This is a genomic window from Massilia sp. LXY-5, assembly GCF_059801075.1.
This window is the reverse complement of sequence record NZ_JBNNEH010000007.1, coordinates 244,261-259,932: the sequence shown is the minus strand read 5'-3', so window position 1 is coordinate 259,932 and position 15,672 is coordinate 244,261. Positions and strand designations below refer to the sequence as shown.

Genomic DNA, 15,672 nt, shown 5'->3' with positions numbered 1-15,672 from the left:
TTGTTCCTTAAGGTTTTACTGTCCGATGGCGTGCGCCATCAGGCGACGCTTTATGAAGGGCAACTTGTCGAGCAAGTTTAATCCCAAATTGCGTGCAATGCGCAAGGGTTCCAGGTTGGCGCCGAATAAACGCTCCAGTCCGTCGGTCGCCAGTTGCATGAGCAACACATCTTCCTTGCGCGCCCGCGCATAACGCGCCAGCACGCGCTCGTCGCCGATCGCCCGGTGCTCCTCACGTTCGCCGATAACGCGCAGCAGGTCGACGATGTCGCCGAAGCCCAGGTTCATCCCATGCCCGGCCAGCGGATGCACCGCATGCGCAGCGTCGCCGATCAGGGCGACGTGCGGTGCCGTCAGGGCATGGGGACGCACCAGCGCCAGCGGCACCGCCTTGAACGATTCCGGCTGCAGCGGGCGCAAAGCACCGAGCGGCGCGTCCGCATATTCGCACAGGCGCACGGCCAGTTCGCCCATCGACTCGTCCATCAGGGTGGCGGCCAGGGTTTCCGGCGCCGACCAGACGAGCGAGACCCGGTTGCCCGGCAGCGGCAGCAGCGCGATGATGCCGTCGCTGCAGGTAAACCACTGGTGGGCGACGCCGTGATGCGGCTTTTCGCAGGAAAAATTGGTGACGATCGCCTTCTGGTGGTAGGAGCGGTAGTCGATGCCGATGTCGCACTGCCCGCGCACCCAGGAATCGCGGCCGTCGGCGCCGATTACCAGTTTCGCATCGATGCGGCGCCCGTCTTCCAGCTCCACGGCTGCTCCCTCGGGACCGCAGGTCAGGCGCGTGCCGCAGCCTTTGACGATCTCGACCTTGTGCGCGAATTTCAGGGCGGCGTCGAGCGCGCTATTCAAATTGCTGTCCTCGACGATCCAGGCCAGCGCGCCGGTATGGGCGCCAAAGGCGTCGAATCCCAGGCTGCCGCCGTTCTTGCCGTCGCCGTTGACCGCCATCGCATCGACCGGCGCCACGCGGCCCGCATCGAGCGCATCCCACACTTTTAATGAGGCCAGCAGGTCGCGCGCCGTGTGGTTCAGCGCATAGACGCGCACGTCCCAGGGGCGTTCGCCGCCGGTGACGGCTTCGTTCTGCGCGTTGGCGGCCGGAACCAGCAGCGTGACGCTGTGCCCGGCCTGGGCGAAGCCGAGTGCCGCCGTCTTGGCGATGGCGCCATTGCCGACGATGCAGACGTCGCTTCGGATGGAAACGGAGGAGGAAGTTGGGGTCGTCATGCCTGGCATTATAGCGGCATGCGCAGTGCGCACCTCAGGTGCAACCGGCGAGGCCGGCCGGCGCCCCCTCCGAAGAAAGTTGCAACGGGGACTTGCAGAGCCGCGAGCGGCTGGCTATAATCATGCCTCTCTTGGCCTGGTAGCTCAGTTGGTAGAGCAGAGGATTGAAAATCCTTGTGTCGGTGGTTCGATTCCGCCCCGGGCCACCAAGAATTCAGCATTGGCAACGATGCAAACAAAAACGCCACCTTCGGGTGGCGTTTTTGTTTTGTGCCTTTGCTTACCCACCAGCTTGCTATGATTGGCCAGGTGACTGGACGGGGCAAACATGACAAACACGATGCATTGGCGATGGCCTCTTTATGCCTTGCTTGGCGCGGGTGCCGCGCTGGCGCTGCACCGCACCCGTAGCCGACATCATCGCCAGCGCCAGATGCAGCACGGCCAGATCCGCGAATTGCAAAGCCTTCGATGGAAGGTCAACGGCCAACACATGCATGCCCGCGTTGCCACCGGCACTGCCCGCCTGGGGACGCTACCGGCAGTCATGATCCACGGCCTGGGCGTGTCCGGCGCCTATTTCATCCCGGCGGCACAACGGCTGGCCACGGAATTCGACGTCTACGTCCCTGACCTTCCAGGACATGGCCTGAGCGACACACCTGAAGTCCAGCCTGACATCCCCGGACTCGCGCAAGCATTGATCGACTGGATGGATTGCACAGGCATCGCAAAGGCCTGCCTGGTTGCGCACTCCATGGGCTGCCAGGTTGCCGTCGAGGCCGCACTTCGCCATCCCGGACGGATCGGCCGGCTGGTCCTGATCGCTCCGGTACCCGATCCGGCAGCACGCAGCACATTGCAGCAAGTTGGCCGCTTCGCCATGGGCGGAATCTTTGAACGCCCATCGCTGGTCCCGCAGGTGATCAAGGATTATCTGCGCATGGGTAGCCGGTTCGTCCCGGAGTTCCATGACATGCTGGCTTATCCCATCGAAGCGAAGCTGCCGGACATCGCGTCACCAGTCATGCTGATACGCGGCGAACACGACGCCATCGCTCCCCAATCCTGGCTCAACGAAGCCGCCAGGCTGCTTCGCGCAGCGCCCCCAGTCGTGATTCCGCGCTGGGGCCATGCCGTTCATTACAGCGGAGCAGACCAGGTCGCGGCGGCAATCCGTCCTTTTCTTGGCGGCTTGCCATCTGCCTAGCAATTCACCCAGCCGCAACGTCCACTCGTCGATTCGACCCTCAGTTTTTCTTTTCCCTGAATTCAACATCAATCACCTTGCCCTCATCGGTTCGTGATGGAGGATTCCGGCCCGCAGCAAATTTGAAGATGGACGATTTCAGGCGACCGAACATGGCCCGCCTCAGCCAGGGGTAGGAAAGCAGAAAAGCGGTAGCGAAACCGATCACCAGGGCGGACAGGTATTCGGCTTGCGACAGAAAGCTCAGCAAGCACAGTGCGAGCAGGCTCACGATGACTGGTCGACGGGCAGGTTTGGGTAATAGACCGACAGTGCGCAACTTCCCTTTGCTAAACCAGGGGATTCTTGCAAACAAAACGCCAAGCAGCAGTCCCGCCATGGCGCGACTAGTGCCGAGATGATCGGCCAACACCCCGACGACAAGAAAACCGGTGTAGGTCATGGTGCCGGCCAAGGCTGCCAGCGCCAATAGGACGGCTGTGAGCGCCAGCCTTGGCATACGCCAGGCCGCTGTGACTAAGTAAGCTAGGATTTGTGTACTCCTGCGGGTGGGATCTGAAGGCGATTGCAAAGTTTAACAGCACGCTCCTGTGTCGGGCTTTTCAATTAAACCGGTGAAGCGCTGTACTACTCACGTCCGGGTAGCGTTGCTATTTCCGCATCGGCACGCTCGTATCCTGTTCGAAACGGGTGCAAGGCGCGAGCTGTCGACAGACTTGACGCTCAGCCGTTTTCCGCGTCGCTGCCCTCTTTAATAATCAAGCATTTATCCAACTGGCATGAAGGTTGCTCCCATTTTCATACCGAAGATTACTTCGGCTGTCGAAAACTACGAGGGAGCAATCATGACCACACAACGTCGTCCTGCACTTCTGTTTCGCGCCATTCCCGCCCTGACCTTGCTGGTGGCCGCAACCGCGGCCAACGCGGCCCCCATCTACTGGACCAACTGGACCGGGACCGACACCGACCCTGGTACCGGTTTCAGCGCCCAAGGCACCATCACGACCTCGACCACGACCGTCGGCGTCACCTATACCAATGCGGCGGGCGTCGGCTTCTACCAGCCAAGCGGCGGCAACGATTACTGGATTCCACGTACTCCTGTCGGGAACTCGCCATACACCAGCGCCCAGGTCGACAATCCGCCGACCGGCACCGACATCATCGCCCTCCAGTTCGCAGGCCCCCAGACGCTGACCTTCACGCAGTCGATCGTCAATCCGGTCTTCGCTTTTGTCAGCCTGAACGGCAATGGCTATGCCTTCCTGAACCAGGATTTCGACATCCTCAGTTTCGGCGGCGGCCTCGGCGCTCCCGCTCCCGGTGACAACAGCTGCGGCTACTGGGGCTGCGGCAGCGTGACCAAGCAGGTGGTCGACCTCGGCGGCGGCAACACCGAATACCGGCTGATCGGCAGCGGCGAGCCGCACGGCACCATCCGCTTCACCGGTGCATTCGACACGCTGACCTGGCGCAGCCTGACCAATGAGTATTGGAACGGCTTCACTGTCGGTGTGCAAGGCACGGTGGGAGAAGAGAATCCGCCGCCACCCACCGACGTGCCGGTGCCGGCCACCTGGCTGCTGCTGGTCGCCGGCGGCGCGGGATTAATGGCAGCCAGGCGCGGCCGCAAGACGCCGCAGTAAAGCAGAGACGCCACCTCGGGTGGCGTTTTTTTTGTTTATGCCCGCTATCCCTGCTTCCCACCCTGCGCCTGCGCCATCTCGAGCGCGGGCAAGGTCACCGTCAGGAACGACGACACCTGCCCGATCAGGTCGGCGGCCTGCCGGCGTACCTGCTCCATCTGCAGCATCGACAGCTCAGCCTGGCGAACCGCCTGCTGAATCAGCGTCCGGCGCTGCACGAGCGCATCCAGCGTCGCCTCGGGCGCGCCGCTGGCAAGCGTCGACACGACGGCCAGCACCAGGCCGTGCAAGCCCAGGTTGCGCGCCGACTCGTCCAGCTTGCGCATGGCAAGTTCGCTGTCGGCCATGAGCTGCAGGAGTTGCGCGCGACTTGCCGTCAGAGCCGGCTTGAACTCGGCAGGCGAGGCCGGGCGGCGAAACAGTTTATCGAACATGCCCGCTGGCGCCCTGCTGCTCTCCAGCGCCGCCTCCAGCAACGCGGGCACGCCCATTTCCGCAAACTTCAGGACCAGTTCGGTGATCGGCTGGAGCAGCGCGGCCTGCTCCATCAAGGGCTCCTCTCCCCACTGCGTCACCAGCGCCAGCTTCAGCGGCAGGATGCGGCGGAACAATGCGGCCAGGCGCCCCTCCGACTGCGCGAACAGTGCAGGATGGTCGGCCCTGGCGATCTCGAGGGCGTCGCGCACGGCCGGATGGTCCTCGCTCTCAAATAAGGCTTTGGCCGGGGTTTTCGCGGTGAGGCTGGACCTTGCCGGCGCCGGCGGCAGGTCGTCGAACGACAAGGCCTTGGGAGGGCCGGCGGAGGCCGGCGGCGCGGCAGCGTCTTGCGTGTCGCCGAAGTCGAACGCCCGCGGCACGGCCGGATCGGGGGCAGGCTCGGGCTCGCCGCCGAAATCGAATGCCTTGGGCGTCATCGGTCGCGCGGCATGGCCGGTCTCAGACGGTGCCGCCCAGCTTGCGGATAAACGTCGCCAGGTTCAGTTTAAAACCGGCGCCGACGGCCTGGAAGCGCCATTCGCCATCCCTGCGGTACAGCGAGCCGAACTGCAGTGCGGTCTTGTCCGAGTAGTCTTCGTCCAGGTCGTATTCCGCGATCACCTCATTCGTCTCGTCGTTGTACACCCTGACATAGGCATCGGTGACTCGGCCGAAGGTCTGCTTGCGCGCTTCGGCCTCGTGGATGGTCACCACGATCGGCATCTCCACGACCTCGGCGTCGACCCTGGCCAGGTCGACGGTGATGACTTCGTCGTCGCCATCCTTGTCGCCGGTGCGATTATCTCCGGAGTGCACGACCGCGCCATCGGGCGACGTCGTGTGGTTGTAATAGACGAAGTGGGCGTTGCTGATCATGACCGGATCGTCGCTCGCGTTTTTCCTGCACAGGAACACCGACGAGTCGAGGTCGAATGCCTGGCCTTCGGCCGCGTTGACCTTCCAGCCGAGGCCGATACGAACACGCTTCAGGCCCGGAGCGGCTTTTTCGAGGTTGATGCGATGGCCGGTTTCGAGGGTCGTCGCCATGGACTGTCCTTTATGGTGAAAATGGTATTTTCGCTGGAATGCGTACCTGGAGCAATGCTCAAGCCGATGGTGCCCCGGTGCTCGAAAAGCGGGCAATCAGCTCGCGCTCCAGCTCCTGCAGTTTCGGCAGCTCGTCCTTGCGGCGTTGCTGGCCTTCCTGCGAGATTTGCTCGAGCTTGTCGAACGCGGTCACCAGTTGCGCCTGGACGTGCTGGGCGGTCTCCAGGCTGACCAGGGAACGCTGCTTGGCGCGGGCCACCGTCTCCGTATTTTCCAGCAGCATGTCGGCCTGGGCGCGGAATGCCGCGTCAGTGGCGTCGTAGGCGGCATTCGCGACCGCGGCGCTCTGCTTGGCTTCCAGTTGCAGCAGGTAGAGCGAGAACACGTTGCGCCAGGCCGGAATCGACACGTTGACGATATCGGTAAACGTGTCCGTCAGCGCTCTAGCATTGTCCTGCGACAGGCGGATCTGCGGCACCATCTGCGTGGCCATCAGCATGGCGCGCTTCAGGTCGTCGATGCGTTTTTCGAGACGCTCGAGACGGCGCTTGAGCTCGGTCGCCTGCTGCGCCTCGAAGGCGTTGGCCGGCGCGGCCTGCTGCGCGACCGCCTGCCGCAGCTTGTCGGCCCAGGCTTCGCCCTTTTTCACGTCGGCATCCAGGCCCTGGTAGTACATCTCCAGGCCCTTGTACATTTCGTCGAAGTCCTGGATGCGATTCCGGTGCACGTTCGCATGCCGCGTCATCTCGCCGACCAGGGTGTCCATGCGCGATTCGACCACCTGGTACTGCGACAGCATCTTTTCCTTGACCGAGCCGAACATGTTCGTGACGCGCGACAGCAGGCCGCCCGAACGCAGCTTGGCCGGGTCCAGGCCCTTGGAGGTGGCGATCAGTTCGTTCAGCTGCGTGCCGAACACATCCGCATCCGAAGCACGCACGGTGCCCAGCAGCTTGGCCGATACCTTGGCCACGCCCGCGCCGGTGGAGCCGCCCAGGGACTCGATGGCCTTGTCATCGATGCCGGAAATATCGACGCGCGGCAATGGGGCGACGCTGGCCTCCGGACGCGCGGCAGGCAGCAGGTCCGACGTGCCGGCAGGAGTCGACAAGGGCGGAAAGGCGGGCGCCGGCGCGGCAGGGACGGTTGGCGCCGTGGATGCTGCGTTCGCTTCTTCGTCGGAGGAGAACAGCGGTTTCATAAGGTTCCTTCAGGTGGAAGTGACAACATGATTAGCTTACCACCGGACAATCCTGCTGGGCGAGTATCAGCGCAGCGCCGGGAATAGCGACGCAAAAACGCCAACCTTTGCAGGTTGGCGTTCTTGTTGTTGCCGTGTGCTTCCCTGTATTCGGTTCGATCAGGGCCCTGGATGGGTATTGTCGGGCAAGGAAGGGATCGCACGCAGGTATTCATACACGGCGATCAGCTCCAGCTCGGTCTTTTTGCCAAAGACCGGCCAGGGCATGACCTGGACGATGGTGCCGGGCGGATCCTTGGGATTGTGCCCGGTGCGCATCATCTGGATGAACTCGCTTCGCGTCAGCCCCGCAGGCTTGCCTGCATTGTCCGGCGTGATGTTGGCCGACGTGATCTCGGGCCCGAACTGTCGGCCGCCGGACAAGTATTCTTCGGCATTGAGCCGTTCTGGTTCGCCTTTGAACGGGTCGCCCCCGGGCGAATAGGTCGGATGACTGTGGCAGTCGACACATCCGCTCGTGTTGACGACGTAGCTGCCCAGGCCGACCAGCTGGCGATTCTTGCCCGCCAGATTCAACACGACGCCGGCTGGGACGATGGCATAGCCACGCTTCACAGGATTCTCGCTGTCGAGGAAATCCCTCAAACCACCGGCTGCCGCGACGGACACTGCTGCCGATGCGACCAGCGCCGCTGCGAGCCATGCGCGACGGCCAGTTCTCCACGATGTATTCATGCTCCCTCCCTCCGCCAAACTGGACAAACGCCCGGCAAGCGCGATCGCACGGGCGCTCATTTAGACTAGTCTCAGTCTAGTCGCGGCGCGCCGCATCGCCGGTGCGTTGGGCGGAGGTTTGAGATTTATCAATCAGGCCAGCGAACTGTTCACACCTTGCTCAGCGCGTCCGGCTTGTGGGCCGCCTCAGCCCCGGTCTTGTCGCTGACGACCAGGTACTCGGGATTGTCTTGTGAGGCGGCGACGTGGTGCCCCTTGATCTCCGTGGGCTCAGTCAATTTCTTCTTGATGGTGCCGGTCACCGTTCCCTGCGAGGAATGCCATTGCACCTTGTCGCCGACCTTGAATGTATTCGTCATGCTTGCTCCCTGGAAGTGAAAAAAAGAAGTGCGTGCCCGGCGCCCGGCCCGGCTTGACTTCCGCGCGGCGCGCACTAGGCTCAATGTATGGCCGTCCGCGACATGAGCGGGCGCGATTGTCGCTGGACGGCCGATTCTTGATAGGAGGCTGTCATGGACGCGCAAGAAAACAAACGGCTGATCATGGAAGGCTACCAGATGTTCCAGAACGGCGACATCCCGCGACTGCTCGAGCGGTATCACGACGACGCGGTCTGGATCGAACCCGAGTCGGAGTACATCCCCTTCTCCGGCCGCCACAACGGCAAGGCGGAAATTGCCCGCTTTTTCAAATCACTCGACGATGCCGCGCAGGCCATCCGTTTCGTTCCGCAGGAATTCATCGCGGAAGGCGACAAGGTCATCGTTACCGGCGAAGCGACCTGGCTCGTCCGGCAAACCGGACGCAGCTACGATAGTCCCTGGGTGCACGTGTTCACGCTGCGCGACGGCAAGGTTGCACGCTTCCAGGATTATCACGACACCGCGGCAAGCCAACGGGCCTACCAGCCGGACCAGCCGGGACAGGCAGCAACGGGAATGCCGATGCACCATTGAGTGCGCTACAGGGACTCTGTAGCAAAACGCCACCCTTGCGGTGGCGTTTGTTTTATTTACCTACCGGGCGCAGTCGCGCCTGTCACCACATCAAATCGTCGGGAATCTTGAAGTCCGCATACGGATCGTCTTCCTCGAGCGCAGCCTCGTTCTTCTTGACCCGCACCAGCAGCGAAGCATCGCGCTCGGCGATCTTGTCGGCAATGACGCGTGGCACCAGCTCGGTGTTGTCGCCCAGGCGCACGATGACGAGGCGTCCGGCCATCAGGTGTTCCTGCACCGTATGCGAGACATAAATGCGCTCGATTTTTGTGCCGTGCGTAAAATTGTAGGCGACATCGCCATTGCCCTTGCCCTGGCGGTTCTTCTGCACCATTTGCACGATCTGCGCCATGATCGCCTTCTGCTGGGCGGCAGCGTCGCGCTGGGCGTTCAGTTCGCGCGCCCGTTCGGCGTTCTTGCGCTGCAGTTCGGCAGCGGCCAGCTTCGCCTCGTCGACACTCTCGGTGCCGGTGCGGCGTTCGATCTTTTGCTGCTTGCTCTTTTCCTGCTGAACTTGTTTTGCCTTGTTCTTGTTGACCAGCCCGGCCTTCAAGAATTGATCCTGCAACGATGCCATTGTGGGCGCTCCCTATAAATATTCCCGCCAGCATAGCAAGGAGCGCCGCCAGCTACCAGTGCCGGCCGCCTTCGGGGGTGTTTCAGTTGCGTGCCGGCGGCAGCGGCAGGCCATCGGCCAGTGCCAGCGCCGTCAAGGCTTCCTCCAGCACCACCCTCGCCTGCCCGGCCGCGCGCTCGAGCATGGAGTGCAGGCGCGCATCCTCCGGATTGCGGTTGGCGCAATTGGCGCTGTAGCGCTCGAAACTGCCGACCATCAGCAATATATCGGTGATGTGGCGCGGGCATTCGCAGCTGAGGCGGTTGCCGGCGGCCGAGATGGTGGCCAGCGCTTCCTCGTCGAAACGGGGCGGCGCGACGGTGGGACCTGGCGCCTCCGGGCTCGGCAGGCGCTGTCCGGCCAGGGCCGAGCGGCACAGCAGCGCCAGCTCGCCCAGCTCGGCCGGCATGCGTGCGACCAGGTAACCCTGGGCCCGCAAGGCGCGGATCGTGGCGCTGGCGCAAAAACGGTACAGCACGACGGTCGCCGCGACACCTGCCGCTTCGCGCGCGGCGGCCAGCAGCGGCATGGCGCTGTCGTCGAGCTCGGACACTTCGGCCACGAGCACCTGCCCGCCGTTGTGTGCACGCAGACCCGCCACCTGTTCGAGGCGGGCGCAGCTGGCGCGCACGTCCAGTCCCAGCGGCTGGCGCTCGGCCGCCACCCGCCGCGCCAGGCTCGGGCCGACCAGCAAGACTGGTACCGGGCCGCTGGCCACGCGCGCATCGGCGGCGCCGGCGGCCAGCATCGCCTGCAGCTGTTCGCGCGCCAGGCCGGCCAGCACGCCGATCGCATGGCCCTGGTCAACCAGCTGTTTTAGAAGACTAAGGCGTGCCACCTGCTCGGCCGAGTACAGGCGCTGGCCGTGCGCCGAGCGCTCGGCGTCCGACAGGCTGTAGCGGCGCTCCCAGATGCGCAGCGTCTCCACCGGCAGCCCGGCCAGCCGGGCGGCGGCGCCACTGCGGTACAAAATGCGATCAGGCTCACTTCTCTGCAGCATATTCATGGCTTTGTCTCACTGTTGTCCCTGTTATTTTGAATTATATAGCGTCAATGCTTGGACACGGGGCGCAAATTGGCATAATTTACATATGTGCAGTCCAGCCTGGACTGCGACCGTCAACGACAGGAGCCCCCCCATGAAGAAGATCTTGCTTGCACTTCCACTCGCCTTTGCAATCGGTTCTACCCAGGCCGCGGACATCGTCGACACCGCCAAGGCGGCCGGCAACTTCAATACATTGATCACCGCCGTGCAGGCCGCGGGCCTGGTCGACACGCTCAAGGGCCCGGGTCCGTTTACCGTGTTCGCCCCGACCGACGCGGCGTTCGCCAAAATTCCAAAAGCCAAGCTCGACGCACTGCTGAAAGACAAAGCGGCCTTGGCCAAGGTTCTCACCTACCACGTTGTCCCAGGCGCGGTGATGGCAGCCGACGTCAAGCCAGGCATGGTCATGACCGTCGAAGGCAGCTCGCTCAAGGTCAGCGCCCCTGCCGGCAAGGTCATGGTCGATAAGGCCAACGTCGTCAAAACCGACATCGCAGCCGACAACGGCGTCATCCACGTCATCGATTCGGTAATCATGCCGAACTAAGCGTTTGCAGCACGGCCGTCAGCGCCACCACCTGCCAGCCGCGGGTGGTGGCGTTGCGCATTGATTCCTATCTTATTTCACGGCTGGCAAATCCCCGCTTTCAACTGAATTTGGGCATCAAAGACTTCAGCCTATACTTTTTATTTTCCTTCTTACGCGAGGATCACATGCCGCATCTGGGCTTGGTCTGCATTACCGTCTCAAAAGAGGTCCGCTACCGTACCGTCACGCGCACGCGCCTGCACGCCCAATCAGCCGATACCCAGAACAAGATCCTGGAAGACATCTACCGCGACAACCTGCAGACCCTCGACACCGCCCTGCGCTATTGCACGCAGAATGGCATTTCGCTGTATCGCCTGCCTTCGTCGATCTTTCCGTTTGCCGACACGCCCGAAGGCCTCGACCTCCTGCGCACCCTGGCCCCGAGCCTGGCGCGCTCGGGCAAGCGCGCGCTCGAGGCCGGCATCCGGCTGGTGATGCATCCGGACCAGTTCGTGGTGCTCAGTTCCGACTCGCCCGACGTCGTCGCCAACAGCATCAGGATATTGCAGATGCACGCCGACATCATGGATCTGCTCGAGCAGCCGCGTTCGTCCTGGGCGCTGCTGGAAATCCACGGCGGCAAAGCAAACCGGGCCGACGCACTGATCAGGTGCATTGCGACGCTGCCCGACGCGATCCGTTGCCGGCTCGGCCTGGAGAACGACGAATACGCCTACAGTGCCGAGGAGATCCACGCCATTTGCATGGCAAGCGGCGTGCCGATGGTGTTCGATGCCCACCACCACATCGTCCATGAGGACCTGCCCAGTTACGACGATCCGAGCGTCGAGGAGATGCTGCACAAGGCGCGCGCGACCTGGGCCGACCCTGCGCAGCAGCTGGTCCATATCTCCAACGGACGCAGCGGCTTCAACGACCGCCAGCACGCCGACCTGATCGATACGATGCCGGCCTGCTATGCCCAGGCACCCTGGATCGAGATCGAGGCGAAGTCGAAAGAAGAGGCCATCGACGGACTACGCCCCTGGCTGCAATCCATCTGAAAAACTGCCTGTATTAACTAAGAGTTGTTTTAAACGCACAAATACGGTGCAAGTTGTAAGCGTCTGTGTGTTTTTTGTCGAAAATTCTTACATTTTTTCAATAAATTTTTCGCCAACGAAATTTTCCTCTGAGTAATCAAAGACATAGTCTGCTGGCACGCAATATGCATCAGCTGCCGAGTCGGCGAGGTACATTGCCGCGAACTACAAGGCGCTGTATGGCGTTCACGAAATGCCAGCACAGCACCAATGTCTAAAACTTTGGAGGCGCATCAGATGATGAAGAAAGCACTTGTTGCATTGGCATTTTCGGGCATGGCGTTGTCGGCCCAGGCCGGTGCATTGTTGGCAGAAGGTTTTGAAGATGTAGGTGGTCTCGCCGCTAAAGGCTGGGTCCTGAAGAATGGCGGCACCCCGCCCGGCTTGACTTCCGGCTGGGCCCAGGGCAGCTCGAACATCTTCCCTGCCCTGAGCGGCCCGGCAAACAGCTATGCATCCGCCAATTATCTGAACGCCGCTGCTGGCGGAGATCTCAACACCTGGCTGATCACCTCCGAGTTTTCGACCGGCATCAACGGCGCCACCGTCTCCTTCTGGCTGCGCGCTGACGCGTATCCTGGCACCAGCGACCAGATCGCCTTCGGCTTCGGCAATGCCAATGGCGAACTGAACTCCTTCGTCCTCGGCGCGCCAGTCACCGTCGGTACCGACGGCTGGGCCCGCTATGAAGTGATGACGGCCGGCGGCCAGGGCAACGCCCGCTTCGCGCTGCAATACACCGGCGCCGCCGACTTTGCCAACTACGTCGGCGTCGACAGCCTGCTGGTCAGCGAAGTCCCTGAACCGTCGACCATGCTCAGCCTGTTCGCCGGCGCAATGGGCCTGGCACTGGTGCGCCGCCGCAAGCGCGGCTGATCGCCACACGGATTTCGCAAGCCGAAGCGCAAGGCGCTTCGCAACCTCAATACCAGGAGATTCTCATGTCCCAGAAACATCAGTCCGGCCAGCGCCTGCTGTGCGCCGCCGGCATCACCCTGGCCCTGCTGGGCCTCGTCAGCCAAGCCTCCGCCCAGGAAGCGGTCCAGTCGAGCGATGCGCTGACCGTCGTGCGCGATGCAGGCACCGGCCAGCTGCGCAATGCCACCGCCGAAGAGCACGCCGCAATGCAGGCGCAGGGGGCACAAGCGAACGCCCGCGTGCGCACCCTGCGCGCTTCGCCGCAAGCCTTCCAGCAGAAATTCCACGCCAGCGGTGCCCGCGGCGTGCGCCTGACCGACGAGTTCACCAACTCCGTACGTGCGGAACGCCAGCCGGACGGCAGCATTGCGACTTACGAGTCGAGCAATGCAGACCAGTCCTCGGCTGTCGCCGGCCACGTCCACACCAACAAGGTTGAAACGGAGTAAACATGCGCACCCCTCAATTTTCGCGTTCCGCCGCGCGCTCGCTGATTGCAGCCGCCTGCGCCCTGACCTGCCTGGCCTCGGAAGCGGCCACCATCAAGATCCAGAGCCGCGACCCTGCCGGCTACGGCTTCAATGACCCGACCCCGGTCGCGCCAGTCGGCGGCAACATGGGCACCACGCTCGGCCAGCAGCGCTTCAACGTCTACCGTTATGTCGCCGACATCTGGGAAAAGAACCTCGAAAGCAACGTCGAGATCGTCGTCTCGGCCGGCTGGGAAAACCTGACCTGCACCTCGACCTCGGCCACCCTGGGCAGTGCCTCGGCATGGAACTTGTGGCACGACTTCCCGGGCGGCGCACCAGGCACCTGGTATCCGCAAGCGCTGGCCAACAAGCTGGCCAAGACCAACCTGAGCGCAGGCCAGCCTGACGACGGCACCGGCTACGGCAACGTCGACATCAAGACCCAGTTCAACGCCCGCCTCGGCCAGACCGGCTGCCTCGACGGTGCGCCGTTCTACCTGGGCCTGGACGGCAAGGCCGGCACCGCCGTCAACTTCGCTGCCACCCTGCTGCACGAACTGGGCCATGGCCTGGGCTTCTCGGTGATGAGCGTCAGCACCTCGAGCGGCAACCGCATCAACGCCGAGTACACCGCGTACACCCCGGACGGCCTGCCGAGCATCTGGGAACGCTTCATGTACGACAACACGGCCAAGAAGAGCTGGCTGGACATGACCTCGGCCGAACGCAAGGCCTCGGCAATCAATCCGCTGCAACTGGCCTGGACCGGTCCGAACGCCGTCGCCGGCGCCGCCATCCTGAAGCCGCTGCCGGTCGTGAAATCGTCGAGCCCGGCAGGTGCCGTGCCGACCGCGCCGTACAGCCCATCGGCCTTTGGCCCGGCCGTGCCGAGCACCGGCAACCTGGGTGTGCTGGCGACGATCGCCGCCCAAACTGGCGAACTGGGCCCTGGCTGCTCGCCGTTCAACGCCGCCAACGCTGCCGCCGCCAAAGGCAAGGTGCCGATCATCAGCCGCGGTGGCTGCACCTTCGCCGAAAAAGTGAAGAACGCGCAGAACGCCGGTGCGGTTGCCGTCATCCTGGCGAACAACGCCGCCGGCACCTTCACCCCGGGCGGCGCGGACGCAACCGTGACGATCCCGTCGGTCGGCATCACCCAGGCCGATGGCGAAACGCTGAAGGCAGCCGTTGCCGCCGCCGTGAAATACGGCTCGCGCAGCACCCCTGGCTCGGTGACCGCCTCGCTGGCGATCGACCCGAACCGCAAGGCCGGCGCCGACCTGGCAGGCCGTCCGCTGCTGTACACGCCGAACCCGCTGATCGGCGGCTCGTCGGTCTCGCACTGGGACGTCTCGGCTTCGCCGAACCTGCTGATGGAACCAAACATCAGCGCCGACCTGACCCTCACCGTGACGCCGCCGCTGGACCTGACGCTGCCACTGCTGAAGGACATCGGCTGGTAATCGACAGCAGACAGTAAGCTGCACATGAACCGGGCGGGTGGCGCAAGCTGCCCGCCCGGTTTTTCTTTCGACGTTTCCCCGGTCAGGCGCTGCGCTTGACGATCACCGCATCCAGGTATTCCGAGGGCACCACCAGCGAGGCGCCATCGGCCGTATTGAACCGCCCGAGCAGTTCCAGGATGTCGTGTTCCAGCAAGGCCTGGCCATGGCCGTCGAGCGCCGCGAATGCCTTGTTCACCGGCCCATAAAAATCGCGGAACACCTGCAGGAAGTGCGCAGGCGACCTGTAGCGGAAACAATAAATGCGACGCGCCGTACGAACGTCGGCGGCGGCGTCCCCGAAGAGTTCGCCCAGATACGCTTCCGTCCCCCACAGCGAGGGCGACATCATCCCTGCCGGCGGCGGCACTGCCTTGCCGATCACCTTGAACAGCTGGCCGACGAAACTGTCGGGCGTCCAGCTCGACAGGGCGATCCGGCCGCCCGCGCGCACCACGCGCAGCAGTTCGCCGGCACAGCGCGCATGGTCGGGCGCGAACATCACGCCGAAGGTCGACACAGCCACGTCGAAGCTGCCGTCCTGGAAGGGTAAATTCTCGGCATCGGCCACCCGGAATTCGATGTCGAGGCCCTCGGCGGCGGCGCGCGCCCTGCCCTTCTCGAGCAGGGCCGGCACGTAGTCGGTCGAGGTGACGCGGGCCAGGCGGTGCGCCGCCGCCAGCGTCGCATTGCCGTTGCCGGCCGCCACATCGATGACGGTCTCGCCGGCGCGGATGTCGGCCATCTCGGCCAGGGTCTCGCCGACGATCTGCAGGGTCACGCCGATGATGGCGAAGTCGCCGCTGGCCCAGGCGGCCTGCTGGCGCGACTTGATGGCGGCGTAGTCCGGCTGCGCGGCAGACCGAGCCGTTGCGACGCCCGGGGCCGATTGCGTTGTCTTGTCCATGGTGTCATCCTTCCTTCTCC

The 15,672-nt window shown here is 63.5% G+C and carries 18 protein-coding genes and 1 tRNA gene; 9 read left to right on the top strand and 10 right to left on the bottom strand.

Annotated features, from left to right (window positions below; genetic code table 11):
* Window positions 1-15: 15 nt before the first annotated feature.
* Window positions 16-1,236: an FAD-dependent monooxygenase gene (locus tag ACI48I_RS22390; protein ID WP_498575445.1), complete on the bottom strand. Its 1,221-nt coding sequence runs from the start codon at window positions 1,234-1,236 to the stop codon at window positions 16-18.
* Window positions 1,237-1,369: 133 nt separating this feature from the next.
* Between ACI48I_RS22390 and ACI48I_RS22385 the strand changes: the two genes are divergently transcribed.
* Together ACI48I_RS22385 and ACI48I_RS22380 are read left to right on the top strand one after the other, a co-directional pair.
* Window positions 1,370-1,445: transfer RNA gene (locus ACI48I_RS22385), tRNA-Phe, on the top strand.
* A 119-nt stretch (window positions 1,446-1,564) separates the two neighbouring features.
* On the top strand, window positions 1,565-2,446 hold the full coding sequence (locus ACI48I_RS22380; protein WP_498575444.1) for an alpha/beta fold hydrolase: 882 nt from the start codon (window positions 1,565-1,567) through the stop codon (window positions 2,444-2,446).
* Between the two features lie 40 nt (window positions 2,447-2,486).
* Here ACI48I_RS22380 and ACI48I_RS22375 read toward each other — a convergent pair whose 3' ends face one another.
* A complete protein-coding gene (locus tag ACI48I_RS22375) occupies window positions 2,487-2,888 on the bottom strand; it encodes an FxsA family protein (protein ID WP_193687272.1) in 402 nt (133 codons plus the stop codon).
* 403 nt (window positions 2,889-3,291) lie between these two features.
* On the opposite strand from ACI48I_RS22375, the gene ACI48I_RS22370 reads away from it, so the two are divergent.
* Window positions 3,292-4,095, top strand: a complete 804-nt coding sequence (locus tag ACI48I_RS22370; RefSeq protein ID WP_498575443.1) for a PEP-CTERM sorting domain-containing protein — start codon at window positions 3,292-3,294, stop codon at window positions 4,093-4,095.
* A 44-nt stretch (window positions 4,096-4,139) separates the two neighbouring features.
* Here ACI48I_RS22370 and ACI48I_RS22365 read toward each other — a convergent pair whose 3' ends face one another.
* The 5 genes from ACI48I_RS22365 to ACI48I_RS22345 all read right to left on the bottom strand — a co-directional run bounded on the left by ACI48I_RS22365 (window position 4,140) and on the right by ACI48I_RS22345 (window position 7,914).
* Entirely contained in the window at window positions 4,140-5,009 is an 870-nt protein-coding gene (locus tag ACI48I_RS22365; RefSeq protein ID WP_498575442.1) for a hypothetical protein, read from the bottom strand.
* A 22-nt stretch (window positions 5,010-5,031) separates the two neighbouring features.
* Window positions 5,032-5,619: a TerD family protein gene (locus tag ACI48I_RS22360; protein WP_193687275.1), complete on the bottom strand. Its 588-nt coding sequence runs from the start codon at window positions 5,617-5,619 to the stop codon at window positions 5,032-5,034.
* Window positions 5,620-5,677: 58 nt separating this feature from the next.
* Window positions 5,678-6,820, bottom strand: coding sequence for a toxic anion resistance protein (locus ACI48I_RS22355; protein ID WP_193687276.1), 1,143 nt, complete (start codon window positions 6,818-6,820; stop codon window positions 5,678-5,680).
* Window positions 6,821-6,979: 159 nt separating this feature from the next.
* Window positions 6,980-7,555 (bottom strand): cytochrome C, encoded by a 576-nt coding sequence (locus ACI48I_RS22350; protein ID WP_193687277.1) that lies wholly within the window; start codon window positions 7,553-7,555, stop codon window positions 6,980-6,982.
* 149 nt (window positions 7,556-7,704) lie between these two features.
* On the bottom strand, window positions 7,705-7,914 hold the full coding sequence (locus tag ACI48I_RS22345; protein ID WP_193687278.1) for a hypervirulence associated TUDOR domain-containing protein: 210 nt from the start codon (window positions 7,912-7,914) through the stop codon (window positions 7,705-7,707).
* 153 nt (window positions 7,915-8,067) lie between these two features.
* On the opposite strand from ACI48I_RS22345, the gene ACI48I_RS22340 reads away from it, so the two are divergent.
* Entirely contained in the window at window positions 8,068-8,511 is a 444-nt protein-coding gene (locus ACI48I_RS22340; RefSeq protein ID WP_193687279.1) for a nuclear transport factor 2 family protein, read from the top strand.
* Window positions 8,512-8,593: 82 nt separating this feature from the next.
* On the opposite strand, the gene ACI48I_RS22335 is transcribed toward ACI48I_RS22340, so the two are convergent.
* Both ACI48I_RS22335 and ACI48I_RS22330 read right to left on the bottom strand, forming a co-directional pair.
* Entirely contained in the window at window positions 8,594-9,130 is a 537-nt protein-coding gene (locus tag ACI48I_RS22335; RefSeq protein ID WP_193687280.1) for a DUF2058 domain-containing protein, read from the bottom strand.
* Between the two features lie 82 nt (window positions 9,131-9,212).
* Window positions 9,213-10,175 carry a MerR family transcriptional regulator gene (locus ACI48I_RS22330; RefSeq protein ID WP_193687281.1) on the bottom strand — a complete coding sequence of 321 codons (963 nt, stop codon included), beginning with the start codon at window positions 10,173-10,175 and terminating at the stop codon, window positions 9,213-9,215.
* 133 nt (window positions 10,176-10,308) lie between these two features.
* On the opposite strand from ACI48I_RS22330, the gene ACI48I_RS22325 reads away from it, so the two are divergent.
* From ACI48I_RS22325 to ACI48I_RS22305, 5 genes are all read left to right on the top strand, one after another.
* Complete coding sequence (locus ACI48I_RS22325) at window positions 10,309-10,764, top strand: fasciclin domain-containing protein (protein WP_498575441.1); 456 nt, start codon at window positions 10,309-10,311, stop codon at window positions 10,762-10,764.
* Between the two features lie 167 nt (window positions 10,765-10,931).
* Complete coding sequence (uvsE, locus tag ACI48I_RS22320; protein ID WP_498575440.1) at window positions 10,932-11,813, top strand: UV DNA damage repair endonuclease UvsE; 882 nt, start codon at window positions 10,932-10,934, stop codon at window positions 11,811-11,813.
* Between the two features lie 276 nt (window positions 11,814-12,089).
* A complete protein-coding gene (locus ACI48I_RS22315; protein ID WP_193687284.1) occupies window positions 12,090-12,728 on the top strand; it encodes a choice-of-anchor J family PEP-CTERM protein in 639 nt (212 codons plus the stop codon).
* 65 nt (window positions 12,729-12,793) lie between these two features.
* Window positions 12,794-13,219, top strand: coding sequence for a post-PEP-CTERM-1 domain-containing protein (locus ACI48I_RS22310; protein ID WP_193687285.1), 426 nt, complete (start codon window positions 12,794-12,796; stop codon window positions 13,217-13,219).
* A 2-nt stretch (window positions 13,220-13,221) separates the two neighbouring features.
* The gene (locus ACI48I_RS22305; protein ID WP_193687286.1) at window positions 13,222-14,706 is read left to right on the top strand and encodes a PA domain-containing protein; all 1,485 of its coding nucleotides are present in this window, start codon (window positions 13,222-13,224) and stop codon (window positions 14,704-14,706) included.
* An 82-nt stretch (window positions 14,707-14,788) separates the two neighbouring features.
* On the opposite strand, the gene ACI48I_RS22300 is transcribed toward ACI48I_RS22305, so the two are convergent.
* Entirely contained in the window at window positions 14,789-15,652 is an 864-nt protein-coding gene (locus ACI48I_RS22300) for a class I SAM-dependent methyltransferase (protein WP_498575439.1), read from the bottom strand.
* Window positions 15,653-15,672: the final 20 nt, after the last annotated feature.